Source organism: Microcoleus sp. B3-D2 (assembly GCF_036705345.1).
Classification (GTDB): Bacteria; Cyanobacteriota; Cyanobacteriia; order Cyanobacteriales; family Microcoleaceae; genus Microcoleus.
On the sequence record NZ_JAUBUG010000033.1, the window covers coordinates 6,861 to 31,961 of the forward strand.

Annotated in this window: 20 protein-coding genes; 8 read left to right on the plus strand and 12 right to left on the minus strand. The window is 46.3% G+C overall.

The window, feature by feature from the left end; all coding sequences use genetic code 11:
• Positions 1-1,201: tetratricopeptide repeat protein (locus QUB14_RS14220; RefSeq protein ID WP_333297221.1), on the minus strand; the 1,201-nt coding region annotated here is incomplete at its 3' end.
• A gap of 276 nt (positions 1,202-1,477) precedes the next feature.
• On the opposite strand from QUB14_RS14220, the gene QUB14_RS14225 reads away from it, so the two are divergent.
• On the plus strand, positions 1,478-2,992 hold the full coding sequence (locus QUB14_RS14225) for a phospholipid carrier-dependent glycosyltransferase (RefSeq protein ID WP_333217642.1): 1,515 nt from the start codon (positions 1,478-1,480) through the stop codon (positions 2,990-2,992).
• Between the two features lie 148 nt (positions 2,993-3,140).
• Here QUB14_RS14225 and trmB read toward each other — a convergent pair whose 3' ends face one another.
• The 3 genes from trmB to csaB form a co-directional block, all read right to left on the minus strand.
• A complete protein-coding gene (trmB, locus tag QUB14_RS14230; protein WP_333058842.1) occupies positions 3,141-3,773 on the minus strand; it encodes a tRNA (guanosine(46)-N7)-methyltransferase TrmB in 633 nt (210 codons plus the stop codon).
• A gap of 159 nt (positions 3,774-3,932) precedes the next feature.
• Positions 3,933-4,685, minus strand: a complete 753-nt coding sequence (locus QUB14_RS14235) for a Uma2 family endonuclease (protein WP_333217641.1) — start codon at positions 4,683-4,685, stop codon at positions 3,933-3,935.
• A 22-nt stretch (positions 4,686-4,707) separates the two neighbouring features.
• On the minus strand, positions 4,708-5,745 hold the full coding sequence (gene csaB, locus QUB14_RS14240; protein WP_333217640.1) for a polysaccharide pyruvyl transferase CsaB: 1,038 nt from the start codon (positions 5,743-5,745) through the stop codon (positions 4,708-4,710).
• Between the two features lie 291 nt (positions 5,746-6,036).
• On the opposite strand from csaB, the gene QUB14_RS14245 reads away from it, so the two are divergent.
• From QUB14_RS14245 to QUB14_RS14255, 3 genes are all read left to right on the plus strand, one after another.
• Complete coding sequence (locus QUB14_RS14245; RefSeq protein ID WP_190656617.1) at positions 6,037-6,351, plus strand: DUF2499 domain-containing protein; 315 nt, start codon at positions 6,037-6,039, stop codon at positions 6,349-6,351.
• A gap of 16 nt (positions 6,352-6,367) precedes the next feature.
• Entirely contained in the window at positions 6,368-6,787 is a 420-nt protein-coding gene (locus QUB14_RS14250) for a lysozyme inhibitor LprI family protein (RefSeq protein WP_190656615.1), read from the plus strand.
• A 189-nt stretch (positions 6,788-6,976) separates the two neighbouring features.
• Positions 6,977-10,876 (plus strand): DNA polymerase III subunit alpha, encoded by a 3,900-nt coding sequence (locus tag QUB14_RS14255; protein ID WP_333217639.1) that lies wholly within the window; start codon positions 6,977-6,979, stop codon positions 10,874-10,876.
• Here QUB14_RS14255 and QUB14_RS14260 read toward each other — a convergent pair.
• The 4 genes from QUB14_RS14260 to QUB14_RS14275 all read right to left on the minus strand — a co-directional run bounded on the left by QUB14_RS14260 (position 10,853) and on the right by QUB14_RS14275 (position 14,897).
• Positions 10,853-12,943 carry a protein kinase domain-containing protein gene (locus QUB14_RS14260; RefSeq protein ID WP_333217638.1) on the minus strand — a complete coding sequence of 697 codons (2,091 nt, stop codon included), beginning with the start codon at positions 12,941-12,943 and terminating at the stop codon, positions 10,853-10,855. The two genes, QUB14_RS14255 and QUB14_RS14260, sit on opposite strands and share 24 nt — an antisense overlap.
• Positions 12,944-13,268: 325 nt before the next feature.
• Positions 13,269-13,607, minus strand: a complete 339-nt coding sequence (locus tag QUB14_RS14265) for a DUF3593 domain-containing protein (protein WP_190656609.1) — start codon at positions 13,605-13,607, stop codon at positions 13,269-13,271.
• A gap of 297 nt (positions 13,608-13,904) precedes the next feature.
• Positions 13,905-14,555 carry an ATP-binding protein gene (locus QUB14_RS14270; RefSeq protein WP_333217637.1) on the minus strand — a complete coding sequence of 217 codons (651 nt, stop codon included), beginning with the start codon at positions 14,553-14,555 and terminating at the stop codon, positions 13,905-13,907.
• 183 nt (positions 14,556-14,738) lie between these two features.
• A complete protein-coding gene (locus QUB14_RS14275; protein ID WP_333217636.1) occupies positions 14,739-14,897 on the minus strand; it encodes a hypothetical protein in 159 nt (52 codons plus the stop codon).
• 282 nt (positions 14,898-15,179) lie between these two features.
• On the opposite strand from QUB14_RS14275, the gene QUB14_RS14280 reads away from it, so the two are divergent.
• Positions 15,180-15,884 carry a pentapeptide repeat-containing protein gene (locus QUB14_RS14280; protein WP_333217635.1) on the plus strand — a complete coding sequence of 235 codons (705 nt, stop codon included), beginning with the start codon at positions 15,180-15,182 and terminating at the stop codon, positions 15,882-15,884.
• 104 nt (positions 15,885-15,988) lie between these two features.
• Here QUB14_RS14280 and QUB14_RS14285 read toward each other — a convergent pair whose 3' ends face one another.
• Both QUB14_RS14285 and gatA read right to left on the minus strand, forming a co-directional pair.
• Complete coding sequence (locus QUB14_RS14285; protein ID WP_333217634.1) at positions 15,989-17,047, minus strand: alpha/beta fold hydrolase; 1,059 nt, start codon at positions 17,045-17,047, stop codon at positions 15,989-15,991.
• A 111-nt stretch (positions 17,048-17,158) separates the two neighbouring features.
• On the minus strand, positions 17,159-18,625 hold the full coding sequence (gene gatA, locus QUB14_RS14290) for an Asp-tRNA(Asn)/Glu-tRNA(Gln) amidotransferase subunit GatA (RefSeq protein WP_190656598.1): 1,467 nt from the start codon (positions 18,623-18,625) through the stop codon (positions 17,159-17,161).
• 1,093 nt (positions 18,626-19,718) lie between these two features.
• Here gatA and QUB14_RS14295 point away from each other — a divergent pair.
• The 3 genes from QUB14_RS14295 to QUB14_RS14305 all read left to right on the plus strand — a co-directional run bounded on the left by QUB14_RS14295 (position 19,719) and on the right by QUB14_RS14305 (position 22,597).
• On the plus strand, positions 19,719-20,174 hold the full coding sequence (locus QUB14_RS14295; protein ID WP_039886916.1) for a helix-turn-helix domain-containing protein: 456 nt from the start codon (positions 19,719-19,721) through the stop codon (positions 20,172-20,174).
• 228 nt (positions 20,175-20,402) lie between these two features.
• Positions 20,403-21,704 carry a serine hydrolase gene (locus tag QUB14_RS14300; RefSeq protein ID WP_333217633.1) on the plus strand — a complete coding sequence of 434 codons (1,302 nt, stop codon included), beginning with the start codon at positions 20,403-20,405 and terminating at the stop codon, positions 21,702-21,704.
• A gap of 56 nt (positions 21,705-21,760) precedes the next feature.
• Positions 21,761-22,597, plus strand: coding sequence for an alpha/beta hydrolase (locus QUB14_RS14305; protein ID WP_333217632.1), 837 nt, complete (start codon positions 21,761-21,763; stop codon positions 22,595-22,597).
• A 128-nt stretch (positions 22,598-22,725) separates the two neighbouring features.
• Here the strand turns inward: QUB14_RS14305 and QUB14_RS14310 are convergent, their stop codons facing one another.
• Together QUB14_RS14310 and rlmB are read right to left on the minus strand one after the other, a co-directional pair.
• Positions 22,726-23,004 carry a DUF1816 domain-containing protein gene (locus tag QUB14_RS14310; RefSeq protein ID WP_333037226.1) on the minus strand — a complete coding sequence of 93 codons (279 nt, stop codon included), beginning with the start codon at positions 23,002-23,004 and terminating at the stop codon, positions 22,726-22,728.
• A gap of 631 nt (positions 23,005-23,635) precedes the next feature.
• Positions 23,636-25,021, minus strand: coding sequence for a 23S rRNA (guanosine(2251)-2'-O)-methyltransferase RlmB (rlmB, locus tag QUB14_RS14315; protein WP_333217631.1), 1,386 nt, complete (start codon positions 25,019-25,021; stop codon positions 23,636-23,638).
• Between the last annotated feature and the right edge of the window lie 80 nt (positions 25,022-25,101).

The window sequence follows — 25,101 nt, forward strand, 5'->3', positions numbered from 1 at the left end:
GAAGGGACTGGGTGTAATACTCTAGCGCTTTCTGTTTCTCTCCCAAATCTGAGTAGACTAAGCCGATGTTGTTGAGGATGGTAGCTTCCCCACCAACATCGCCCACTGCCCGAATCAGGGGAAGGGACTGGGTGTAATACTCTAGCGCTTTCTGTTTCTCTCCCAAATCTGAGTAGACTAAGCCGATGTTGTTGAGGGTGGTAGCTTCCCCACGGCGATCGCCTACTCCCCCAAACAGCGGCAGGGACTGGCTGTAATACTCTAGGGCTTTCTGTTTTTCTCCCAATGCTGAGTAGACTAAGCCGATGTTGTTGAGGGTGGTAGCTTCCCCACGGCGATCGCCCACTGCCCGTCTCAGGGTCAGGGACTGGTTGTAAGAATCTAGGGCTTTCTGTTTTTCTCCCAAATGATCGTAGACAGCGCCGATATTGTTGAGGGTGGTGGCTTCTTGCTGCCGATCGCCTACTGCCCGACTCAGGGTCAAGGACTTGCTGTAATAGTCTAGCCCTTTTTGTTTTTCTCCCAAATCATCGTAGACTTTGCCGATGTTGGTGAGGGTGGTGGCTTCTCCACCGCGATCGCCCACTGCCCGTTTCAGGGTCAGGGAGTGGGTGTAATACTCTAGCGCTTTCTGTTTCTCTCCCAATTGTGAGTAGACTAAGCCGATGTTGTTGAGGGTGGTAGCTTCTTGCAGCCGATCGCCTACTGCCCGAAACAGGGGCAGGGATTGGCTGTAATACTCTAGCGCTTTCTGTTTTTCTCCCAATTCTGAATAGACTTTGCCGATGTTGGTGAGGATGGTAGCTTCCCCACGGCGATCGCCTACTGCCCGTGTCAGGGTCAGGGAGTGGCTGTAATACTCTAGCGCTTTCTGTTTTTCTCCCAATTCTGAATAGACTTTGCCGATGTTGTTGAGGATGGCAGCTTCCCCACGACGATTGCCTACTGCCCGAATCAGCTTTAATGCTTCTTCCAATTTGGCGATCGCTTTTCTTAAAGATTCCGCCGTCCCCTGCTGGTACAGTTGCATCCCTTCTTTAAAGGCTCTTTCAGCAGCAGCCGCAGGATTTCCCCCTCCCTGCTGCGATACCCCTTGACTAACTTTTATAACACTGGGTGCAGCTACCGCCGGGACTCCTAGCAAAATCAGAACACTTACAGCGAGTCCGTAACGCCCCCAAACCCAAAGCGTGATATTCATAAATACCTGCTCAAAGAAGACCTTGTTAACCGGTATCATAGTCGATCGCAGCTTGTCAGGTGCGCTTTCCCAGACTGCGTGCCGATTGCGTCGGGGGCCTATTGTGCGATCGCGCCGCTGCACCTAGTGCCGCATTCTCCAAGCGCGAGCGCCCGCATCGGATTTGCCTCCGCGAAGGTTAAAAGTCATAATTGTAATTTTTACGCTATTCTCAACTCAGTATTTTTAAATTAGCGATCGCCCTCAAATCTAGCATTTACTATTTACTGCTGTTTTATGAAAATCAACAAAAAACAATTCAACAGATCTACTTTAGTTTTTTGCTTAGGAATGTTCGCTGTGTTCCTCCTATCCTTAACCCTACGCTTTTGGGAACTGGAGCGATTTAACACCTTAGTATTTGACGAGGTTTACTACGCTAAATTTGCCAACAATTATCTCACCAAAACTCCCTTTTTCAACGCTCACCCGCCTCTGAGCCAGTACATAATTGCGATCGGCATTTGGATCGGCACTCATCTTCCCTTCGGAAAAACTGCCGTCAACAGTATGGCAGGTTCCCTGCTTTCCCCTTGGGATTACCGCTGGCTGAATGCTCTCACAGGTTCCTTTATTCCCCTAGTTGTGGGAGCGCTAGCTTATCAGCTAGTTCGGCGCCACAGTTACGCTTTTCTTGCTGCTTTTTTTGCCGCCTGCGACGGTCTGTTTTTAGTTGAGTCTCGCTACGCGCTGAACAACATTTATCTGGTTTTATTTGGAATTTTAGGTCAGTTATTTATTTTAAAAGCCGTAGAAGCAGAAGGCAAAAAGCGCTGGCGTTGGCTGGTACTCGCCGGAATAGGTTTCGGCGCATCTGCGGCTATCAAATGGAACGGATTGTGGTTTCTTTTCGGTACTTATCTAATTTTAATCTGTGCTTGGGCAGTTCGTTTTATCCAGGGTAACAGAGGAAATGAAGAACAAAGCCGCGAGGTAGATTCACCTCTAATTCCAGCCGAAAGTCCAGTACAAAAACTGACTAAACTCAATTTTATAGAACTCTGCTTGAGTCTAGCTATTATTCCTATTCTAGTTTACAGCATCTCTTGGATTCCTCACCTGTACTTTAATCCAACTCCCAATTTCTGGCAGATGCAAACGGAGATTTTGACTTATCACCAGCGGATTAAAAGCGGCCCAGATGTACATCCTTACTGTTCCACGTGGTACAGTTGGCTTTTGATGCTGCGCCCCATAGTTTACTTCTACAAAACTGCTAGCAGCAATGCCCAACCAGATCCGGTTTTGCCACCTTTACCTGAAGGTGCAACTCAGGCAATTTTTGACGTTCACGCAATGGGAAACCCCTTGCTTTGGTGGCTGTCAACTTTAGCTTTACTGCTAGTAATAGGAGTTTTAGTTCACCGGATTTTGGTGTGGTTGCAAACGCGCAGCGAGGCTTCTGTTGACACGATAGAACAGCAGCGGCCGATTTTGTTTCCGCCGACTGCTGAAATGTGGCTGGGGTTATATTTAATAGTTAATTGGGCCGCTAATTTGCTGCCTTGGGTGAAGGTGACTCGCTGCATATTTTTGTACCATTATATGGGCTGTTCTGTGTTTGCAGCTTTAGCACTTGCGTGGTGGGTTGACAGGTGGCTGCACAGCCCTCAAACTCGACTCCGAGGGATGGGGGTAACAATTATTTTTCTGATTTTGGGTGCTTTTATTTTCTGGATACCTATGTATTTGGGACTGCCTTTGTCGCAACTGGAATGGAAAATTCGGATGTGGCTGCCGTCTTGGGTTTAAGTTAGAAATAATTCTTCTCTTAAAGGGCAAGATGGCCGTTCCACAAGAAAATTAAGTTTTGTGGAACAGGCATCTTGCCTGTTCCTAACAAAGGTGCAAGATGTAAGTTATAACGTTTATTACAAAGGTGAGTTTGCAAAAGCGAGAATTATTTTTGATAGAGTGCTCGATAAACTGGTTCGCCCCGTTTCAGAGTAGCAATTTCTCTTTCTGTAGCCACAGGTAGGGGATTTTCTGCTAGCCAGTTGTCGCCGTTTTGACGTTTAAAACTAGGGTGAGATGAAAAGCGATCGCACATTTCCCTTTCTACTTCCTCAATATCTGACTGGATAAAAACTTCGCCGCCAATTGCCAGATAAGTTGCCAATTCGTTGACTAATTCCTGCTGCACCACCCGCCGTTTGTGGTGCTTTTTCTTGAACCAGGGATCGGGAAACTGAATGCTAACCCGCTGCAAAATACCGGCGGGTAAAGTTTCTAAAATTGGTTTGAGAGAACTATTCGCATTGCAAAACAAATAGTGCAAATTTGTCAAGCCTTTTTCGTCCCGCCAAAGATTCGCCTCCTCTACTAGAGGTTCCCGAATTTCTAATCCTAGAAAGTTCCAGTCTGTTTGGATTTGCGCCATGTGCCACAAAAACCGTCCTCTGCCGCAGCCGATATCTAAATGCAGCGGTAAATTTAAGTCGGCATAGATTTTAGTCCAATCCGGAGGACTTGCAGATGCTTGATATCTAATTGATAGGGGATTGACGTGTTCCCGCACTCTTACTCTTGCCAATTTTGCTGTCTCCTGAATGTAATTTTTAACCGCTGATGAAGGCAGATTAACGTGGGCTAAGGCAGATAAATATTGATTTTTGCGATGTTGTTCAATACTTTTTAATTAATGAGCAATCTTTAATTGCAGAGGGACAATTTTAAATGGCTCATTATTGCATTAGGCTTCTGGTTCAATGCCTGCTGCTCTTAATTGTGCAGCTAATCTTTCCGATCGTTCTCGTTCTTGTTCGGCTTGCTGTTGAGCGATATCCCTTTGCTGCCGTTCCCTTTCTACCATTTCTGCTCCCCACAATAACATCTCTCCGCTTTCATCCCACCAGCGCAACCAATATCCGGTTCTTTCGGCCTTGGTTCCCTGCCAAACACCCAGAAATAACCCAATTCCTTCAATCCAATAACGACCGTTTAAATCTGGTTGCTGTATTTGATAATCTGCTGATGAATCCAACTGGTATACTTCTAACACTCCAGCGGCTGGCTCAAAAAGTGCATAGATTGGTACTCCCAATACTTGTCTATAAAAAAACCATTTCCCCGGTGGATAAGTTGGCTTGTTAGAATATTCATCGTAGGCAGGAGCTGACAAGAACTCCATGACGAAACCCGGAATTTCTCCTTCTAAGTTGGGAGTGTAACTGCGGCGGATTTCTTGACTAGAAAGCGGCTGTACGTTGCGAACATAAAACAAATCGGGAGCTTTGATAACTAGCTTATTATCTAAGGTGGCACAAATCCCCATATTAGGGGCAACTAATGTTCCCTCCAAAATTAGCCCCGCGATTTCTAAGATTTCTCGCAAGGCGGCAGCGAGTAAGGGCTGGTCGATATTTTGCAGAGGTTGCTCCTCTAAAATGAAATCATCTGGTAATTTTTCCCAGGTAATTTTTAAGTCGGCTTTACTGACTGTCATTGTATTTCACCTCTCAATGAGATTACTGGAGCGCGGCTCGCAATACTTCGCGATGAAAGAGCGATCGCTCTACTATAAATTTTATCCTGTCTGGAGATAAGGCGTCGCCGTTAGCATAGTGTTCCATCCAGGTTTTGCTAATTAAATAAGGATCGTCTGGCAATTCTGATAATAAGTATCCTGGCATTTCTAGCTCTTCCATTAACTGGCTTACTTTCGGATCGTAGCTGAGGGCAAAACAGCGGCATTCTTCGGATGCTGCCATAATTAAACTGTGGTAGCGCATCCCGATCGCCATTTCGACTCCCCGGAATACTCCTTTCAATTTTCTCGGATCGTCTAAACTGAGGATGCGGCTCGTTTTGGGCAGGGCTTCGTGCAAATGTTGGGCAATTTCTAAGTCGTGAGACGCTTGAAAAGGCAGCAGCAAAATTAAGGTGCGAGTTGCTTTTTGAAAGTCAACTAAAGCTTGAGTTAAGATTGACAAACGAGCGGGAGTTAGTGTAGGATGAGAACGCAAACAAACAGCCACTCTGGGCGCTGGTAAATCCCACAAACCGGACACGGGGGAATTCTCCAAAGCCCACACGGGATCTGGCGCTAAAGTAAAGGGAATTTGCCAATCTGCAAGTAAAGTAGCTGAACCTTTATCGCGCACGCTGACGGCGGTGCATCCAGCAAAACAGCGCTGAGATAACTTGCGAGTCATTTCGCGCTTCAAAGGCCCAATTCCCTGGGCCCAGGCAACGGTTTTTAAGCCCATCCGCTGCGCTAATCCCATCAAACCCCCATAATAGAAAGGGCTCGCAATGCTAGTAGCGTCTTGGATTAAACTACCGCCGCCCCAGATTAGGGCGTCGGATGTGCGGAGTGCTTCGAGAACTTGGAACGCATTCATGCGATCGCGCGCAGCTACCCCGTACCGCTGATTTGTCTCGACAGGATTGCCAGACAGGACGATCGGCGTCACGCCATCTGGTAACATTTGCAGTAGCGATGCCAACAGCGCCTCGTCGCCGCCGTTGCCTTTACCGTAATAGCCGCACAAAATTGCTCGCATTTCTACTCTTTTCTTTGTTTGTGATGGGGAATCTAACTATTTTAGATTTTAGATTTTAGATTTTTTTGATATTTGAGATTTGATCCTACTACCAAAAAAATGCTACTCTCAGCAAGCTTCAAGGCTTTACGTCATCAGTCAGCTCAAATCGCAAATCTAATAAAATCTCAAATCGCTAATCTAAAATTGTATGACGCATCATACTTTATATGACAGTTGCGTAAGTCCCGATAGATAAATCTTTCATCTTCGTTATCGATAAATTTTTCATCTTCGTTCACAATACAAAAAATGCACGCTTTGTCAATTCCCACCTGGATTATTCACATCTCTAGCGTCATCGAGTGGATTGCCGCCATCTGGTTAATTTGGACTTACGGCGAAGTCACTCAAAACCGAGCTTGGTGGGCCCTTTCCGCCGCAATGCTGCCCGCTCTCGTGAGCGCGATGTGTGCCTGTACATGGCACTATTTTGACAACTCTCCCGCCCTAGAATGGATTGTTACCCTGCAAGCGGGGATGACTCTCATCGGCAATTTTACTCTGTGGGCGGCGGCTTGGTGGATTTGGCGATCGTTTCAGCCAGCCGAGAAAATTAAAGATTAAAAAAGGGAGAAACTTAGTGAAAAATAGCACTATTTGGGTAAAATTTGCGGCGAGTTTGCTTTTGTTGACAGGCGGATTTTTGCTTCCCAGCAAAGCCAGCAACATTCCCGTACAAGTCGCCCAACAGCCTAACTGCAAAAGTCCTCAAACCACGCTAGAGATGAATGTCTGTTCCAGTCAAGAGTTTCAGACCGCAGACAGAAAGCTCAATCAAGTATATCAGCAACTGCAAGCAAAAATCAGCAGTAGACAAAAGCAGAGATTGACTGCGGCACAGGGTACTTGGATCGCATTTCGAGATCAAAATTGTGATTATGCAAAAGGGCAGTTTGAAGGCGGTTCTTTGGCTGCTTCTACCTACGGTTATTGCAGGGCTAGAGTGACGCAAGAACGGATTAAAGATTTGGAAGGTTATTTGAAACAAGCAAATTTGTAAAAGTTCGATCGCGATCGAGAAGAATTTACCCATTCAATCATCAATAGCGCGACAACCTCATCTTTTGCACTTTTAGAAGCCCCTGCACAAACCAGCTCAAGAGTGATATAAAGCTTTGTTTTTTATTTTACGCTTTGACACGCCAATGGTGTAAAATCTAAATTCTCAAATCTTATATTTTAAATCCCTATGTCTTTCGTTGGTTTGCACATTCACAGCGATTATAGCTTACTAGATGGGGCTTCTCAGCTACAGCAGCTCGCAGAACGGGCGGTGGAATTGGGGATGCCCGCGATCGCCCTTACAGACCACGGGGTGATGTACGGCGCGATCGAACTAATCAAAGTTTGCCGAAATAAAAATATCAAGCCGATTATTGGCAATGAAATGTATGTCGTCAACGGCGACATTGAAGTAAAAGTTCGAGGTAGAAGAAAATACCATCAAGTTGTTTTAGCTAAAAATACCCAAGGTTATAAAAACCTCGTCAAACTAACCACAATTTCCCACTTAAAGGGAATGCCTGAAAGAGGTATTTTTGCCAGACCTTGCATCAACAAGGAACTGCTAAAACAATACTCCGAAGGTTTAATTGTCACCAGTGCTTGTTTGGGCGGGGAAGTTCCCCAAATGATTCTGCAAAACAAGCTAGATACTGCCCGCGAAGTAGCCAGATGGTATAAAGAAGTATTTGGAGAAGATTACTATTTAGAAATTCAAGACCACGGTTCCCCGGAAGATCGGATTGTTAATGTTGAACTCGTTAAAATTGCCCGCGAACTCAAAATTAAAATAATTGCAACCAATGATTCTCACTATATTTCCTGCAACGACGTAGAAGCACACGATGCTTTGCTGTGCATTAACACCAACAAACTGATTGAAGAAGACAAGCGGATGCGCTACAGCGGCACAGAGTATTTGAAGTCCGCAGACGAGATGGCGCAACTGTTTCGAGACCATTTGGATGATGAAACAATCAAAGAGGCGATCGAAAATACCCTAGAAGTCGCAAATAAAGTATCGAGATACGAGCTCACAGGAGAAGCTCGAATTCCCACAATTCCAATTCCCCCAGAACATACAGCCGATACTTATGTAGAAGAAATATCCTGGCTGGGACTGTTAGAACGCCTCAAAGCCCGCACCAGAAATGAAATCCCCCCCGTCTACAAACAAAGGCTCGAATACGAACTGAAAATGCTTCAGCAGATGGGGTTTTCGGAATACTTTTTAGTAGTTTGGGACTACATAAAATATGCTAGAGACAATCATATTCCAGTAGGGCCAGGACGCGGTTCTGCCGCAGGTTCTTTAGTTGCCTATGTCCTCAAAATTACCAATATAGACCCCGTACACCACGGACTACTATTCGAGCGATTTCTCAATCCCGAACGCAAATCCATGCCAGATATTGATAGCGATTTCTGCATAGAAAGGCGAGATGACATGATTAAATACGTTACTGAAAAATATGGTAGCGACCGCGTAGCGCAAATTATTACTTTCAACAGAATGACATCAAAAGCTGTCTTGAAAGATGTTGGCAGAGTGTTAGGTATTCCCTACAAAAAAGCAGACGAAATGGCCAAATTAATTCCCGTGTCCCGGGGAAAACCGGAAAAACTTAAAGTGATGATTTCCGATGACACACCTGCACAGGAATTTAAAGACAACTATGAAAATACAATTTGCATCAATGAAGAAACAGGGACAGAAGTCCCAGTTCGTCAGTGGATTGACATGGCAATTCGCATTGAAGGAACCAACAAAACCTATGGCGTTCACGCGGCAGGTGTGGTAATTTCTTCAGAGCCGTTGGATGAACTTGTACCGCTGCAAAAAAATAATGAGGGTGCTGTAATTACCCAATATTTCATGGAAGATTTGGAATTTTTGGGTCTGCTGAAAATGGACTTTTTGGGCTTGAAAAATTTAACAACGCTCCAGAAAACAGTTGATTATATTAAGCACACCCAAAATCTAATTGTAGATCCAGAAATGCTACCTTCTGATATAGAGCGCAGAGCTCAAGAGACTTTTGCCAGAATCAAAAAGTTACCAAATGATGTAGATAAAACTTATAGACTTTTAGAAAGAGGAGATTTAGAAGGTATTTTTCAGTTAGAATCCTCTGGAATGCTGGATGTAGTGAAAAAACTCAAACCTTCCTGTCTGGATGATATTTCTTCTATTTTGGCACTTTACCGACCTGGGCCGCTGGATGCAGGTTTGATTCCTCAGTTTATTGACTGCAAGCACGGTAAAACAGTTGAGTACGATCATCCGCTATTAGAACCGATTTTAAAAGAGACTTACGGAACGCTTTGCTTTCAGGAGCAAATTATGCGGATGGCTCAAGATTTGGCGGGCTATTCTTTGGGGCAAGCTGACTTGCTGCGGCGTGCAATGGGCAAGAAGAAAGCTGATGAAATGCAGAAGCAAAAAGAAACGTTTATCGACGGCGCAACTAAGAATGGAGTCAGTCAAAGAATTGCTGAGAAACTGTTCGCGCAAATGCTGCAATTCGCTGAATACTGTTTTAATAAATCCCATTCAATGGCCTATGCCTATATCACTTATCAAACTGCCTATTTAAAGGCGAATTATCCTCTAGAATACATGGCTGCACTGCTGACTGCTAACAGGGGCGATCAGGATAAAGTACAGAAATATATTGCCAATTGTCTCAAGCTGGGTATTGAGGTGGAGCCGCCCGATGTTAATAGCTCGGAACTTACTTTTACACCGCTTCCCAAACTGATGACTGGCTCGGCAAAAGATAAAATATTGTTTGGAATTTCTGCTGTTAAAAATGTGGGAGAAGCGGCGATTGAAAATATTTTGGCAGCGAGGCAGGAAGGGGGTAAGTTTAAATCGCTGGCTGATTTGTGCGATCGCGTAAATCTCCATTCTGTCAACCGCCGCGCTTTAGAAGCATTAATTCAATGCGGTGCTTTTGATAAAATTGAAAACAACCGCAAGCAATTAGTAAACGACCTCGAAGGAGTGATGAAATGGGCGCAAGAGCGCAAAAGAGATAGAGAAAGCGGGCAAGGTAATCTCTTTGACTTGTTAGGTACGAATAGCTTCGGGAAGTCTGTCAATACCTATGAGTCTGCGCCCAAATCTAAATTGGTACAAGATTATGACAAACAGGAAAAATTGCGTTTAGAAAAAGAATTGCTTGGCTTTTATGTATCAGAACATCCCCTGAAGTTTCTCATGCAAGTAAACCCAGATCCCGATGTGGTGACTCTCGAACAGCTAGCAGAGAAAAAGGGTAAAGTATCAGTTATTGTCATGCTCAACGCTATCAAAATGGTAGTCACAAAAAAAGGCGATGCCATGGCAATTTTGCAATTAGAAGATTTGACACATCAAATAAAAGCTGTTGTGTTCCCCAAGGCTTACGAACAAGTGAAGCCTTACATTGTAGAGAATGCTATCTTACAGATTAGTGGAAAAATTGAGAAAGATGGGGAGGAAATTCAGATAATTGTAGACACTGCAAAGCCGGTTGAAACAGTACAGGTTGCAGAGGAAATCGAGAGGGTTCAACCGGAAACACAAAACTCTTGGGCGACGGAACCGGAAACACAAAACTCTTGGGCGGCGCAACCGGAAACACAAAATTCTTGGGCGGCGCAACCGGTCAACATTGTACGATCGACAAAACCTGTCGAAGTTCTAGAAATGGTGATTGTCAAGCTGACACCCCAGCAAATACAAGACGGAAAAAAACTCAATTCCCTCAAAGCTATTTTGCAAGAACTTTCCAATCGTGGAGAAGGTGCTAGCGTTTCTGTGGGGGGAATTGTTGTCGGTGAATATTCTTGTCAACCCGTTCGCATTAACCCTCAATTGTGGGTGCAAGATGGCGAGGGAACTGTTAGCCGTCTTAAGTCGGCTGGATTTGATGCTTGGGTTTTTCCTCTAGACAATCCCGGGGATGCTGCGGTGTTTCGAGAAATGCGATCGCAACTTAATGTACATTCTTGGGCCAGTCGTTTACTTGACACTGACACCGATCGCCTTCACAAGTATGTCACTTATCTCGCCCAACTAAACAGACGCGCGCCAAATTAACACTTCGCCGCCATCCCCACCGGTGACTAAAGTTTGACCGTCAGGACTAAAAGCCACCGGATTGTACCCAGCAAGAGAGCACAAACATTCTCCTGTTTCCAGGTTCCAGAGTTTAACCGTACCGTCTCGACTGCCGCTAGCCATAGTTTCGCGATCTGGACTAATCGCCACCGAAATCACCGCATCAGAATGCCCCCTCAAAGTATTAATCAATTCCCCTGTATCGGCATTCCACAATTTAACAGTAGCGTCTGCACTTCCACTGACAATCATTTTGCCGTCTTGACTAAATGCGATCGCATAAACCCAATCTGAATGCCCGACAAAAGTCCGTACACTCTCCCCAACACCTACCAGCCACATCTTGATAGTTGTGTCAGCACTGCCGCTGGCAAGCATCATACTTTGAGGGCGAAAACTAACAGATAAAACCTTGTCAGAATGTCCCGAAATTTTTTGAACCAATTCTCCATTGCGCTGGTTCCACAATTTAATACTCTGGTCGCCGCTGGCACTCGCAATCGCCCCAGAGTCGCAACTAAAAGCCACCGAGTACACGGAGCCGTAGCGGTGACTGTACGGCGAACCAAAATCGCTATAAAATTCGCGAATCATCGCCTTTTTATCCAGCTTCCACTCAATGACTTTTCTGTCAAAACTGCCGCTAACCAGCATTCTCCCGTCTGGGCTGATTGCCACAGCATCAACCGTTGCGGAATGGCCGAAAAAAGTATGGATGAATTCACCTGTTTGCAGGTTCCACAGCTTAATTGTTTTATCGTCGCTGGCGCTCGCGAGAATATTACCTTGAGGATTAATAACCACAGCATTAACCGGGGCTGAATGGCCTTGGAGAATGCGATCGCACCGCCAGTTATTAGACGACAATAATCTCGGATTGCCAGCGGATGGCACAACATGAATCTTCTGGGGCGGCGCGGCAGAGACGGCGGTTGCTGTATTTGGCTGCGAGTTAGTTACTGGCGAATTAATAGCGATTTTGGTGGGCGAATTATAACTGATTTGAGAGCGGGGATATTGCCCAAAATTTACCAAGTCTTGCAACACTTCAGCAGCGGATTGATATCGCTCTCGTACCGAATCTTTGAGCAATTTATTCAAAATAGTTGCTAATTTTTGGCTGACTTTTATGCCTTTTTGCGCCAAGTGCGATCGCCAAATCCATTTGCATTCCAAAGCATCGAACAAATCCTTCAATACCGCCCCAGTTAGCAGGTGAATGCAGGTAACGCCCAAACTGTAAAGGTCGCTCGCCGGATAAGCCTTGCCACTGCGAATTTGTTCGATCGGCGCATAGCCTGCAGTTCCAGTTATCGTCCCAGTTTGCGCCTCAGAAAGGCCGGTAATGTGCTTAGCAACTCCAAAATCTACTAGCACAAACTGACCCCCCCTGGCCTTCCCCTGTACAGCAGGAGATTCAGCGACAATTAGCCCTTTCATACCAGCAGAAGATTGAGGTAAATTTGCCCCTCCTTTTCCTTTACCAGGAGTTGAGGTGCTGTATCCCGCCGCAGCCCACAAGGTTTGGGGAGTTCTCCGCACAATATTTTCCGGCTTAATATCTCGATGAATCACCTGCTGCTCGTGAACAAATTGCAAAACAGGCAACAAATTGATTAACAATTCCCAAATCTGTTCCTCGCTAAAAGCTCCCTGCTGCTGCAACTCCTGAAACAAATTATTTCCCTCGATTAACTCTTCCACAAGATACAGACGTTTGGCTTGTTCAAAAGAAGCCAGCAAACTTGGAATCTGCGGGTGCTCTCCGAGTTCGTGCAACCGATGAGCTTCTTGTTTGAACAGTGCAGTTGCCTTTTCTAATTCAGCTTTTTCTTGAACTTGGGGGAAAAATTGTTTGATGGCGCAGGGAGTTTTCAACCTATCTTCATCGACAGCTAAAAAAGTTCTGCCAAATGTTCCTTCACCGATAGGTTGAATGGCGCGGTAACGCTCTTTCAGTAGCAATTTAGAGCCGCACGCCAGACAAAAATTGGTTGAGTCAGCATTCTGCGGCTTTTGGCAATGGGGATTGAGGCAATAGCTCATCTTTTTTCCGGCCTGGAGATTCCCACCACAGCTAAACTTAGCAACATGGTAGTCTGTTTCCACTCACGCCCAGAGCACCATTCTCGATAATACCTGAGAAACTTGCTTTCTTAACCCAAAATCTCGGCTCTCAGGTTGAGCCCGTGGCAAGAAACCAAGGTGAGGACACTAGAAGTGCTTGATGTGAGTTTCCATATATTCTAATCCTTTCCTAAAATTTTGCCGGTTGGCGGCTCACAAACTGGTATGTCAACAGTTAACTGTTAACTACGGCTATTCTGGAGCATTTATGCGGAGAGTAAATACAAAACTGAGATGAGCTCGGCTATTCTCCCCCATCTAAAAGACACTCTGGCTCCTCGCCGCCCTTCTGTGACGATGCTTTGGCTTTAATCACCGCTTCTCTAAAGCCTAAAACTAATAAAATATTGGCAATTGTTAAGAATAGTTCTGCAGAACCGTGCAGCCAATCGACATTTGCTAGCGACTCGTTGTAGGCAACTTTTGCGTAAATTGCGGCGGGAATAGTCACAGCCACAAAAACGAGAGTGCCGTAAAATCCCATCAAAGCTAAACGGGGTGTTTTTCCCGAGCGAGTCAAAAACCAGAGAAATCCCAAGTAGGGGAATAGAGACAGAACAAATAAAGTTTCTTTGGAAATCATTAGTAATTGGCGAGCGACCAGATACTATGATAAATTAAAAGCTCAAAAATTAGTGTGAATAATTTTTAACTTTTGATATTTAGTTTTTAATATTTAATTAGACAGATGCACCCGTTTCTATCGAACCGCTATAGACTCACCCAAGACCATAGCTCTTAAATCAAGCCGCAGCAGGTCGCCAGTATTCAAAACCCCTCACCCACGCGGAGACAAAACCCGTAACTTTTCCCCTAACACCGTTTTTAGCATAACACATTTTTCACCGTGCCAGTCTGTTAATTGTCCCTCGCTCCAAAGCTATCCAGCAATTAGAAATAGAGACTGTTCCACAGTTTTCTGTCTGGTAGGCATCAAGCAAGTATCGTTCACAACCTCTAAATCCAAGCCGTTATTTCTATCTTCTGCCAGAATTTCCTTCAGCTTAGCATCAAAATCAAAACACGGGCCGCAATCCCAAACTTTGAGTTCCAACCGTCCCTTAAACACCCTAATTTCCAGTTGAACAGGAGTTTCTACTGGCAGATTTTTGTGAGCGTGGCGAACTGCATTAGTGAAACCTTCGGCTAAAGCCAACTGAAAGTTCCACCACACTTCATTGGGGAGCGATAGATCTTTCAACTGTTCAAACCACAACAAAACTTGGGTTAAAGCATTGACATCTGTGTTGACTTGCAGGCTAATATGTTGAACACAAGTTTCATGCAGCTCTTCTTCCTGCTGTGTGTCAGTCTGCCAATCCCAGGTGTTTAATAAATTCATTAACCCATCTAAAATGCTAGCTTTTTTTATATTTTGGGAGCGATTGCGATTTTCTACTTCGTAAGTTTTGGTCAGCGACAAACAATTTCGATTGTCGAGAGTCCGGGTGTAACTTAGCTCGTCTGCAATCTGCCACATGAGTTTGATCCCCCTGCCGCCTTCTGCAAGTTGATCTATGCTGTTGGACATCTATTTTCCTCGTATGAAAGTATTAGCTGTACCCAATTTTCCCACCCGCCGAGAAACCAGGTATCTTTTTTATACTTGCTTGCTCGGTATTATTTCGGGGATCATACAAAAATGCTATCTTTTTTAGAGAAGGCAGCGCATCAGCAATATGTCTTAAGAGTCTAAGCCAATTGGCTTATTTACCTATCGCCTGTACGGAGAACGATCGCCCTCGGCAGCAAAATCCAACTGCATCGATGACAAATACTTATCCGTTGTCCGAGTCGGCCACTTGTCGCAGCCGTCGCCAGCTCCAGAATCCCTGGTATTGAGGGGCTCCGGCTGTTCGCCGTTCGCTGCCACGGAGCCTAGATGTGCGGGCTTTCATCCCCAACGCGTAAGTAATATCCGTGAGCGCGATCGAACCTTACACCGTCGAGTCACGTCCATCCACTAGACTAGGACTTACGCAAACAACCCAGTTTCTGCTTAGAATATTGGGTTTGACAGCGAGGAATTAACGAGGAAGCCGGGTTTTTGGTCCCCCGCACGTAAGTCCAGCAGACAAATCGGTGATGAAAGGCAGTTACAGGACTTACCCAGACTATGACCAAAATCAAACTGAAAATTCTGACTGCAGCGATAATGCTACTCCCATTTTGCGCCGCACTTCCCTTGCAAGCTCAAAATCTCTCTCTAGTCAAGCGGCTGCTAGAAACCAGAGGATGTCCCGGATGCGACTTATTTGGCGCTTCCTTGAGCCGTGCAGATTTGTTTGGCGCTTCCTTGAGCCGCGCCACTCTCAGCAGGGCCGACTTAGTTGATGCCGACTTGACTGCCGCTGACTTAATGGAAGCTAATTTAAACAACGCCAACATGAGAAACGCCTTTTTGGCTGACGCCGACCTCAGCAACGCCGACCTGAGCAGGGCCGACATCAGGGGAGCAAACTTAGAAAATGCCAACCTCAGCGAGAGTTTTCTTCGAGACGCATCCCTCCAGTTGGCTAATTTAAAATGCAGTAATTTGAGCGCCGCTAAACTAAGTCGAACCGACCTGAGAAATGCCGATTTAAGCGGTGCAAATCTCAGGGGTGCAGACCTCCAAGAAGCCGATTTAAGCGGTGCAAATCTCAGCGGTGCCGACCTTAGATCTGCCGACTTGAGGGATGCGAGATTGAACAAAGCTAATCTCACAGATGCCAATCTCTGCGGCGCCCGGATGCCCGACCAAAAAACATCTCGGCGAGGCTGCGAAGTTAAGAAAGAACCAGCGATAAGCACGAACAATTACTGCAATTATTGCTATGCCTTGAATGACTGGTGGCTGAATGTATTAAGGTTTTACTAAACGGTATCATCGCCATAAATGCTCCGCTTCAGATATGTAGTGTTAGAAGTGCGAGCAGGCGGTACAGATATCAAACTTAACCTGTTACCGCCAATAGCTTTTATCTACTTTGAAGAACCTAAAAATTGGCTCAGTATTTGCAGATATTCTGCGCCCCCGATCTGTGCCACATTAGTGTGGCCTCCCTCAGGAACAATGTAAAGCTGTTTGGGCTCAGGTGCTGCATCAAACAGTTTTTTGCTCATTTCCACTGGAACTACATTGTCAGCAGTCCCGTGAATAAACAGCACGGGCATTTGCAGGCGATCGACTTTTGAAAGAGAATCAAACCGCTGTGTCAGCAACAAATCGATCGGAAACATCCAAAACAAGCCTTTTTGGAAATTAACCATCGCCCGCGTCGAAGTAAAAGAGCCTTCTACAATTAACCCCGCCGCCTCCGGGTGGCGCACGGCTAGATCGATCGCGATCGCCCCTCCCAAAGAATGACCGTAGAGATAAATTTGATTCGGGTTAATCCCCCGCTGTTTCACCAAATAATCCCAAGCAAGTTGAGCATCCTCATAAACCTGAGATTCACTCGGAAAATCGCCCTGGCTTTTTCCATAACCACGATAATCCATCACAAATACCGAAAAACCTAATCGATGAAATCGATAAGCGTGTTCGACATTTGCTCCCACATTTGAAGCATTGCCGTGCAGGTACAAAACTACCCCCCCTAACCCCCCCTTGTTAAGGGGGGGAACCGGAGCGACTGCCGGTCTCTCACTTTGCGGGGACGTTCCGACTCCTCTAGCTCCCCCCCTTGGCAAGGGGGGGCTGGGGGGGGTATCCGAGTCTCCGGTGTTAACAGAGGGAACAGCCTCCCCCTTTCTGGCTCCACCCCTTGCTAGGGGGGGGCTGGGAGGATTTTCCGAGGCAGGAATCCACCACCCGTGCACGCTGTCCACCGCGCCTGTTTTAGTTGGAATTGGCAGCGAGACATCTTGATATTTCAACTGAAAATCATCTGGCGTAGTTTCGATCGCCCGCGCGGGAAAAAAGATAAACTTACCTTGTGCTACAAATAGGAATACACAAGCAGCAGAATAAGCAACGGCCAAAACTATCCCAAAAGCTATTAGCGCTTTAGACAAAAGGAATACTAGCAACTTGTTCATAGATAGAGCACGCGGGAAATTAGAGATCGCTCAAAAGCTAATGGCCAATGATTAATTCAGACAATTAGCCAAGATCGATTACTAACTTCCGCCGCCCTATTCCGCCGATTTTCAAAAATTAATGAATTCGGGGTGGTGTAAGTGCCAATTTGTAGACTGTTCGTAAGCGTGAGCCACTTGAAACAACCGAGATTCTTGCAAAACATTACCAATCAGTTGTATACCCACGGGCAGTCCTTTATCATCAAATCCGCAGGGCAAATTCAAAGCTGGCAAACCAGCAAGATTCACGGGAATAGTCATCAAATCTGACAAATACATACTCAGGGGGTCGTTGAATTTTTCGCCTGCCTTAAATGCGGTAGTAGGAGCAGTGGGACAGACTAAAACATCAACTTGAGAAAAAGCTTTTTCAAAGTCTTCTTTAATCAAAGTCCGAACTTTTTGAGCTTTTAGATAATAGGCATCGTAATATCCAGCCGACAATACGTAAGTGCCGATCGCAATCCGGCGTTTAACTTCCGCACCGAACCCTTGAGAGCGGGTTTTGGCATACATATCCAAAAGATTATCGGGATCTGGAGACCGGAAACCGTATTTGACTCCATCATATCGCGCCAAATTTGCCGAAGCTTCCGAGGGAGCAATGATGTAGTAAGTGGGCAAACCGTAGCGGAAGCGGGGACAAGAAATGACTTGAATTTCTGCGCCCAATTGTTGAAATTGCTCGATCGCCTTAGTAACCGCTTCTTTAACCCCCGAGTCCAGCCCTACACCAAAAGTTTCTTTAATTACACCAATTCTAATCTGACCCTTCGGTCGCAAACTGGGTCTTAAAGCTTGAGCGTAGTCAGGAATTGGGACATTAAGACTCGTGGAATCTCTCGGATCGTAACCGGCGATCGCCCCCAACAAAATCGCCGTATCCTCAACAGTCCGGCCAAAGGGCCCGATTTGATCTAGAGAAGAAGCATAGGCTACCAAACCGTAGCGAGAAACCAACCCATAAGTCGGTTTCAGCCCCACCAACCCGCAAAAAGCAGCAGGTTGGCGGATCGAGCCCCCAGTATCCGAACCCAAACTCACGACGCATTCTCCAGCGGCCACTGCTGCGGCAGAACCCCCAGAAGACCCTCCGGGTACGCGCTCCAAGTCCCAAGGATTCGCGGTAACTTGATAGGCAGAAGTTTCTGTCGAGCTCCCCATTGCAAACTCGTCCATATTCGCCTTACCCACAATCACCGCACCGGCTGCTTGGAGTTTGGAGACGACGGTTGCATCGTAGGGAGGAACAAAATTCTCCAAAATTCGAGAGGCGCAGGTTGTGGGAACGCCCTCGGTACACATATTATCTTTAACGGCGATCGGGATGCCGGCCAACAGGCCAATTTGCTCTCCGGCTGCGATTTGGGCATCCACTTTATGGGCCTGCGCCAATGCGCTGTCTGCCGTCACGCACAGAAAGCTTTTCAACTTCGGCTCTAGCTGGGTAATTCGGTCTAATGTTTCTTGAGTAATTTCCACAGCAGAGCGTTCTTTATTGACCAGTTGTCGGTGCAACTCGCGGATGGATGCCATGCTCGTACCTTTATCATTTCTACTTTGAGACAATACAGTTAATATAGCTGGCAATTGCACGCACTTACAGCCCGAAGGCAAAGTCCGCTATTTTTGTGGCGAAAGTTCGATCGCGCGATCGGTCATTTTATCTACAATAGATTAAATTTCCAAAAACCCACCGGACACAAAATAGCGAGCAAGTTTTTTACCTAATCTTTTAAAAAATTATGAATGCAACTGTATCAGGACTTATGCAAAAAGTGGTTTGACGCGAAATTTATATGAGTAAGGGGTAAGGTGTGCAGTGCGGCCCTACATAATTAGGTTCTGCGTCCAAGAATGTGTATGCAAGATCACAATCATTAGGAAATCAGTCATTCCCAATTCTGTCATCTCAATTATCAAATATTAGAATCCAGCTTCTCTTCGACGCCACCCAGGATTTAGGGTATAAATAAATGACCTAAAAAGACCTAAAAAATAAACTAATCCCAGATTCTTACTGCTTTATTCCGGGAAAAATTTTCAGATACTACTTTAATATTATCTGAAAATAAGTTACCAACTTTGTTACATATAAGTTAGTTTCAAAAACATACATTGAAGCATCGGAAGCTGATTTTTTACGATATTAGTCGCCTCCTGATTGTTTAGAAAAGAATAAACTGAAACGAGAAAAGCATGAAAAATAAAATATTAGATTATGGCTGCACCTTCCCTAATAATTATAACCCGATTATGAAGAACACTTTTTTAGTCAAAAATTACTGAAAGTTATCACTCATCCAAGTGAATTAATGGCGGCTGCGCGATCGAAGAAAATAGCGATCGACCTTTTCCCATACACGCCCCTTGTGCCAGAGGTCAAAAAGGCTGTCAGAAATCTGGGGTTCACAAAAAAGCTCGAAACGCTCACCGCCACGCCGAGGTCTTTTGTTGCGCGCACCTGCAAAAAAACAGCAGTCCTTCCTCAACAGTGTCTAGCTGCGTGCATCTGGGGTAAAAAAAGCTACTTATTTGCCGCCACGATCCCCAGGAAAATAATTTCATCCGGAATTATCCCCAAAACCAAAGATATATGGTAAGAAGTTCCCGATGCCCCGTTGGAGGAATGCCACCTAAAGCTCACTTAGAATCCCACCTGACGGCAGAGGAACTCAAAATTCGCTACCGGCAGGCACAAAACACCACAGAGTCGCGCCGCTGGCACTTGCTGCTGTTAGTTTCCAGAAATTGGACTATCAAACAAGCAGCGCAAGTCGTAGGCCTCAACTACGACTACGCCAAAGAAATTGTCCAGCGCTACAACCGAGAAGGGCCTAACTCTGTGAGAAATCGCAGCGGAGACCGCCAGCCCCCTCCTGCGAAATCCTTGCTGAATCCTGAACAGCAAGAAGAACTGCGACAAGCGCTGCAAGGCCCTGCCCCCGACGGCGGAGACTGGACAGGCCCCAAAGTAGCTCGCTGGATTGCCGAAAAAATCGGTAGCGATCATGTCTGGCCCCAACGCGGTTGGGATTACCTCAAGCGGTTGGGTGCTGACTGGCGACGGCGGCGCAAAAAGTAGATAGTTCCCAATATTTAAAGGGGGTGGATTGCTTTGGTGCGATCGCTCCCTTTATCTTGATTATTTTGCCACATTGGCACGATTAAAACCATTTGAGATTTGAGATTTGAGATTTGAGATTTGAGATTTGTTCTTCAATCTAAAATCTCCCATCTAAAATCTCAAACCGTTTGACTGATGTAACAATAGCTGCTTATATTGAATGTGGTGGTGTTGAGGATGTTAAGTATGCGAGATATCAGGTGTTTTTTGTCGATCGCCAACAAGATGGCGGCAGTAGTAGCCGGCATTGGACTGGTTCAGATGTTAACCATCGCAAGTTCATTCTCTCAATCATCTAACCCGCGTTCCCTAGACGAACTCTACAAAATTCGCGATCGGCTCGTCACCGAATTAGAACAACCCCCCTCTCCCTCCCCAGAACCAACCCTGCTATCGCGCTTAGTTCCCGTTGCCGCCAATCCTCAAGAACAACTGCTACAGCAGTTGCAAGCGGTGGAAACTCAAATAATAGTAGAACAGAGGGCTAAGGACGACTTACAGCAAGCAGTCCGTTTAGCCAACCGAGCCGTAGAAACTCAACGGCAGCAAAATAAGTCGATCGAATCTTCGCAGCAAACTCAATTTTTCTGGCATCAGGCGCTCAACAACTTGCAGGAAGTTCCTCAAAATTCATTTTTAGCTTCGCTCACTGCCTCAAAAACTCAAGAATACCGGGAAAATTTAACAGCAGCAACCTTTCAAGTGCAGCAAGCAAAATCAGATTTTTTGGGTGCGCTTGCTCGGGAAAGCGGTTTGTCGGCTCAAGCTTCGATCGGTGTTTGCAACCTTTCTAGAGAATGCGTAAACCTGCGGGGCGATGTACCTCCAGCCAGTCCAGCCAGCTTAATTAAATTGCCGATTGCTGTCGCCCTGATGCAAAAAGTCGAAAAAGAAAAAATTAGTCTGAATCAGGAAGTATTAGTCAGTCGCGGTAATTTCACCGAAGACGCATCGGCAAAGATTAGATCCAATCGCAATTACCCGCTACAGCTACTGTTAGAAGAAATGATCTATCGCAGCAGCAATATCGCCACCAATCAACTAATCGATTATTTGGGAGCGGATTACATCAATCAATATTTAGATAATAGCGGCTACGAAGTCACCCGCGTCAACTTCAAATTGATGGGGGAAAGAATTATGCCTTCCAACCCCGGTTCTGGTCGCAACCGCCTGACTGCTAACGAACTCACCGAAATGATGGTGCAAATTTACAACGGCGAAACACCCGGTGCTAAACTGTTAATAGAAACTCTCAATCGCCAGTACGATCACGCTCTGGGATTTGCCGCCTTGGAAGGAACTAAAGCTCAGTGGTTGGGCGAAAAAACCGGCCAAAATTCCCGGGTACTCGGCACAACTTTAGCGATGAGCGTTGACGACGAGGCCTATGTGATTACTGTGATTGACAGCCGCAGCGGCGAGCTACAAATGCGCCAGTCTATTTCTAAAATTGCCGATTACATTGTCCGAAACCCCAACTTTTAATCGCTGGAATATACAATTTATAGCGGGGGACAACGCACCGCCCAAACAGTTAAAAAATGCCGCATCAACAACTCAGCGTTTCCGTCAAAGGCAAAGGATTTCCTATTCTCTGCTTGCACGGCCATCCAGGTTCCGGCGATTGTATGTCGGTCTTCACAGAACACCTATCAAAACGCTTCCAAACGATCGCCCCCGACTTGCGCGGCTACGGCAACAGCCGCACCTCAACTTTCTTTGAAATGACGGATCATCTGGTCGATTTAGAAGCACTATTAGACAGATTAGGAGTCGATCGGTGTTTGGTGATCGGATGGTCTTTGGGAGGGATTTTAGCCCTGGAATTAGCCATGAAATATCCCCAGCGAGTCACTGGTTTGATTCTACTTGCATCCGCAGCCAAACCGCGAGGAAGTCACCCTCCCATCTCTTGGCAAGATAACCTTTACACCGGTTTAGCCGGAATTATCAATTGGGTGATACCCGGTTGGCAGTGGAATATTGATACTTTTGCTAGGCGATCGCTCTTTCGCTATTTGATACAGCAGCATAACGCCACCCCTTACCGCTACTTAGCACAGGCAGGTACCCCCGCCTACCTCAAGACTTCCAACACGGCCACCAAGGCGTTAAATACCGCTCTGAGGGCTGGATACGATCAACTGCTGCACCTGGCCGACATTCAATGTCCCAGCTTGGTGTTGGCCGGAGAGTCAGATCGGCACATCACCTCAGCATCCAGTTTAGAAACCGCCCGCCACCTCCACGATTGTCAGTGGCAGTGCTATCCCAATACAGCCCACTTGTTCCCTTGGGAAATTCCCGATCAGGTACTCGCAGACATTGATCGCTGGATAGAGAGTCACCCCGAAGCAGTGGGCAATTGCGAGTGTTGAGTTTTGAGTGTGTCACAAGCAATTAATCACCCAACACTCAAGAGTTTTGAAGTTACAACTCACAACTCAAAACCGCACAGCGTTGCGAGGGAAGCGTAGCCCTCTCAAAACTCAAAACTCCCCTGCTTCTACTGACCGCTCAAAACCGGCCACAGCCCTCCATCACCAAGCTTTCCCAAATCTTCTGCAACCGTCAAAGTAATTGGTTTGCAGCGGTGAATCGAAACACTAACACCTTCTGCCCCCTCATTTTCTATATCTTCTACATATCCTGCTTTTGCAGCTTCCGCCTCTCCATCGGTTAAGAACGGGCCAAAATAGTAAATGCACCGCGGCGCTGAAGTTTTAACTTCAACCCACCAAGCCAATCCGAAAAAGTTGAGCAAGCTAATCAAGAATTCTTTCATCAGAATTATGGGTTTGAAACCCCGTCCTTTTAGGACGGCTTTACAATTCCCTTGCGGGGTTGGGGAGGTATGGTTGCCTCCCCGCCGGGATATGGTTGTCCCGTTCTCCTTGCGGAGTAAAGTTAGCTTCGCCAATGTTTTAAGAGCTTTTTAGGCTAGCAGCACTACTTCAGTGACCTTAAAGTTGTTTAACTACTAGCGACAGAGCGGAAAACTAGCTTCGCATTCTCCGGTGTCGTGACTCAAAAAACGTAGTCAATTAAGACTTAGGCTGGTCAGAATGGCTTGTTAGATTTCTCCTTCAAGCCTCATGCCTGATAGCTGAGGTTCCTGACCTGCTTTTCTAATGTATTTGACGGTGTTTTCAGGGTGCTGCGAACACGCCTAGGCTTCTGTTATTTACACGTGGCTGACTGCTGCCAAGAACTGATCCAAACCTATTTAAAGCTGATATCTAAATAAATTGGTGTCGAATTCCTGTTTGAACCTAGGGGCAAAGCCCCTTCTACTTTCGCCTGAACAAGTAACGACAGTCGATCGGCTACCCTTACTTGTTCAGGGTGTGGTGCCACTCCATTGTGAGTGGCATTCACAATAAACTACTCTGTTGTGTTCTTTTTTTCAACCACCTTTACGATCCGTGTACGTGAAACTTTTTGGGCCCGCGCTGACGGTAAATTTCGTATAAAGCCATCCCCGTTGCTACCGAGACATTCAGGCTAGGAGTATTGCCCCTTAAAGGAATTGAAACTAATCCGTCACATCCGCGCTGTATCAAAAGGCTCAAACCATCAGCTTCACCACCTACCACTAAAACAGTGGGCCCAGAGAACTTGACTGTCTCTACAGATTGACCGACGCCTGCTGCAGTACCATAAATCCAGAATCCAGCCTCTTTGAGTTCTTCCAGCGCCCGGTTAAGATTGACAACCCTCGCCACGGGCAGGCTTTCCAATGCCCCTGCTGCCACTTTTCTCACTGCCGAGGTAATCCCAACAGCCCGCCGCTGCGGAATCACCATGCCCTGAGAGCCCAATGCTTCTGCGGTGCGAATAATCGCCCCTAGATTGTGCGGGTCGTTGAGTCCTTCTGCTACCACAATTACTGGATCTTCGCAAGCCGACTTAGCCTTTGCGATCAGTTCGCTCAAATCAAGGTATTCGTAAGCTGATACTTGAGCCGCTACGCCTTGGTGGTTTGCCTTGCGCGTGATGTAGTCGAGGCGCAAATCGTCAACTTCATCAATGATGCTGCCGTTGGCCTTGGCTTCGGTTAGCAAGCTGTGAAAGCGGGGATCGTAGCGCAGGTGGGGGACAACCCAAATGCGGTTGAGGACTTGGTTTGTTTCTAAAGCCGCTTGCACCGCATGGCGGCCGTAAATCATGTCGTCTGTGTCTGCGTCTGGTTGCACAACTGTATTTGAGGCACTGTCAACAGGGCGAGTGTCTCTGTCTTTGTCTCTGTCTCTGAAATGGTTGCCCCGAAATTCCTGCGGGCTATTGTCTTTGTCTCTGTCTTTGTAATAATTGCCCCTGGATTCCTGCGGTCTGCTGTCTCTGTCTCTGTCTCGGAAATTGTTGCGGGCCGGCTGCGGGCTGCTGTCTCTGTCTCTGTCTCGGAAATTGTTGCGGGCCGGCTGCGGGCTGCTGTCTCTGTCTCTATCTCGGAAATTGTTGCGGGCCGGCTGCGGGCTGCTATCTCTGTCTCTGTCTTGGTAATAATTGCCCCGGGATTCCTGCGGGCTGCTGTCTCTGTCTTTGAAATGATTATTTCTGCGAATTTCCGGTTGGCCGTCGGCATCGACTCTCCGTTTGAAAATTGCTCTCACGGGCATTTCTCGCGATTGCGGAGCGAAGGTCGATCGCTTTTGAGGCGCGTCTACTCCGCGAGTGTCGGGACGGGGCTTGCGTTCAAAGCGGGCAGAGGATGGTTCTGAGTCCTGACGGCGGCCTTCGCTTTTGAATGGCTTGCTGTCGGAATTCGATCGCGAGGAGTTTGGTCTGGTAAATTTTCTCATTGGTTTGTTGTGGTCAAAACGTTTTAGCTGAAGGCTAATGGATTGTAGATTGTAGATTTGAGATTCTTGATTGAGGGAGC

Bases quoted from the DNA above. Each gene is read 5' to 3' on its own strand.
- QUB14_RS14255 (WP_333217639.1), top strand. From the start codon at position 6,977: ATGTCTTTCGTTGGTTTGCACATTCACAGCGATTATAGCTTACTAGAT.
- gatA (WP_190656598.1), bottom strand. From the start codon at position 18,625: ATGGCATCCATCCGCGAGTTGCACCGACAACTGGTCAATAAAGAACGC.
- QUB14_RS14280 (WP_333217635.1), top strand. From the start codon at position 15,180: ATGCTACTCCCATTTTGCGCCGCACTTCCCTTGCAAGCTCAAAATCTC.
- QUB14_RS14285 (WP_333217634.1), bottom strand. From the start codon at position 17,047: ATGAACAAGTTGCTAGTATTCCTTTTGTCTAAAGCGCTAATAGCTTTT.
- QUB14_RS14295 (WP_039886916.1), top strand. From the start codon at position 19,719: ATGCCACCTAAAGCTCACTTAGAATCCCACCTGACGGCAGAGGAACTC.
- QUB14_RS14270 (WP_333217637.1), bottom strand. From the start codon at position 14,555: ATGTCCAACAGCATAGATCAACTTGCAGAAGGCGGCAGGGGGATCAAA.
- QUB14_RS14265 (WP_190656609.1), bottom strand. From the start codon at position 13,607: ATGATTTCCAAAGAAACTTTATTTGTTCTGTCTCTATTCCCCTACTTG.
- QUB14_RS14235 (WP_333217641.1), bottom strand. From the start codon at position 4,685: ATGACAGTCAGTAAAGCCGACTTAAAAATTACCTGGGAAAAATTACCA.
- QUB14_RS14305 (WP_333217632.1), top strand. From the start codon at position 21,761: ATGCCGCATCAACAACTCAGCGTTTCCGTCAAAGGCAAAGGATTTCCT.
- QUB14_RS14300 (WP_333217633.1), top strand. From the start codon at position 20,403: ATGCGAGATATCAGGTGTTTTTTGTCGATCGCCAACAAGATGGCGGCA.
- QUB14_RS14245 (WP_190656617.1), top strand. From the start codon at position 6,037: ATGCACGCTTTGTCAATTCCCACCTGGATTATTCACATCTCTAGCGTC.
- QUB14_RS14260 (WP_333217638.1), bottom strand. From the start codon at position 12,943: ATGAGCTATTGCCTCAATCCCCATTGCCAAAAGCCGCAGAATGCTGAC.
- csaB (WP_333217640.1), bottom strand. From the start codon at position 5,745: ATGCGAGCAATTTTGTGCGGCTATTACGGTAAAGGCAACGGCGGCGAC.
- QUB14_RS14225 (WP_333217642.1), top strand. From the start codon at position 1,478: ATGAAAATCAACAAAAAACAATTCAACAGATCTACTTTAGTTTTTTGC.
- QUB14_RS14310 (WP_333037226.1), bottom strand. From the start codon at position 23,004: ATGAAAGAATTCTTGATTAGCTTGCTCAACTTTTTCGGATTGGCTTGG.
- rlmB (WP_333217631.1), bottom strand. From the start codon at position 25,021: ATGAGAAAATTTACCAGACCAAACTCCTCGCGATCGAATTCCGACAGC.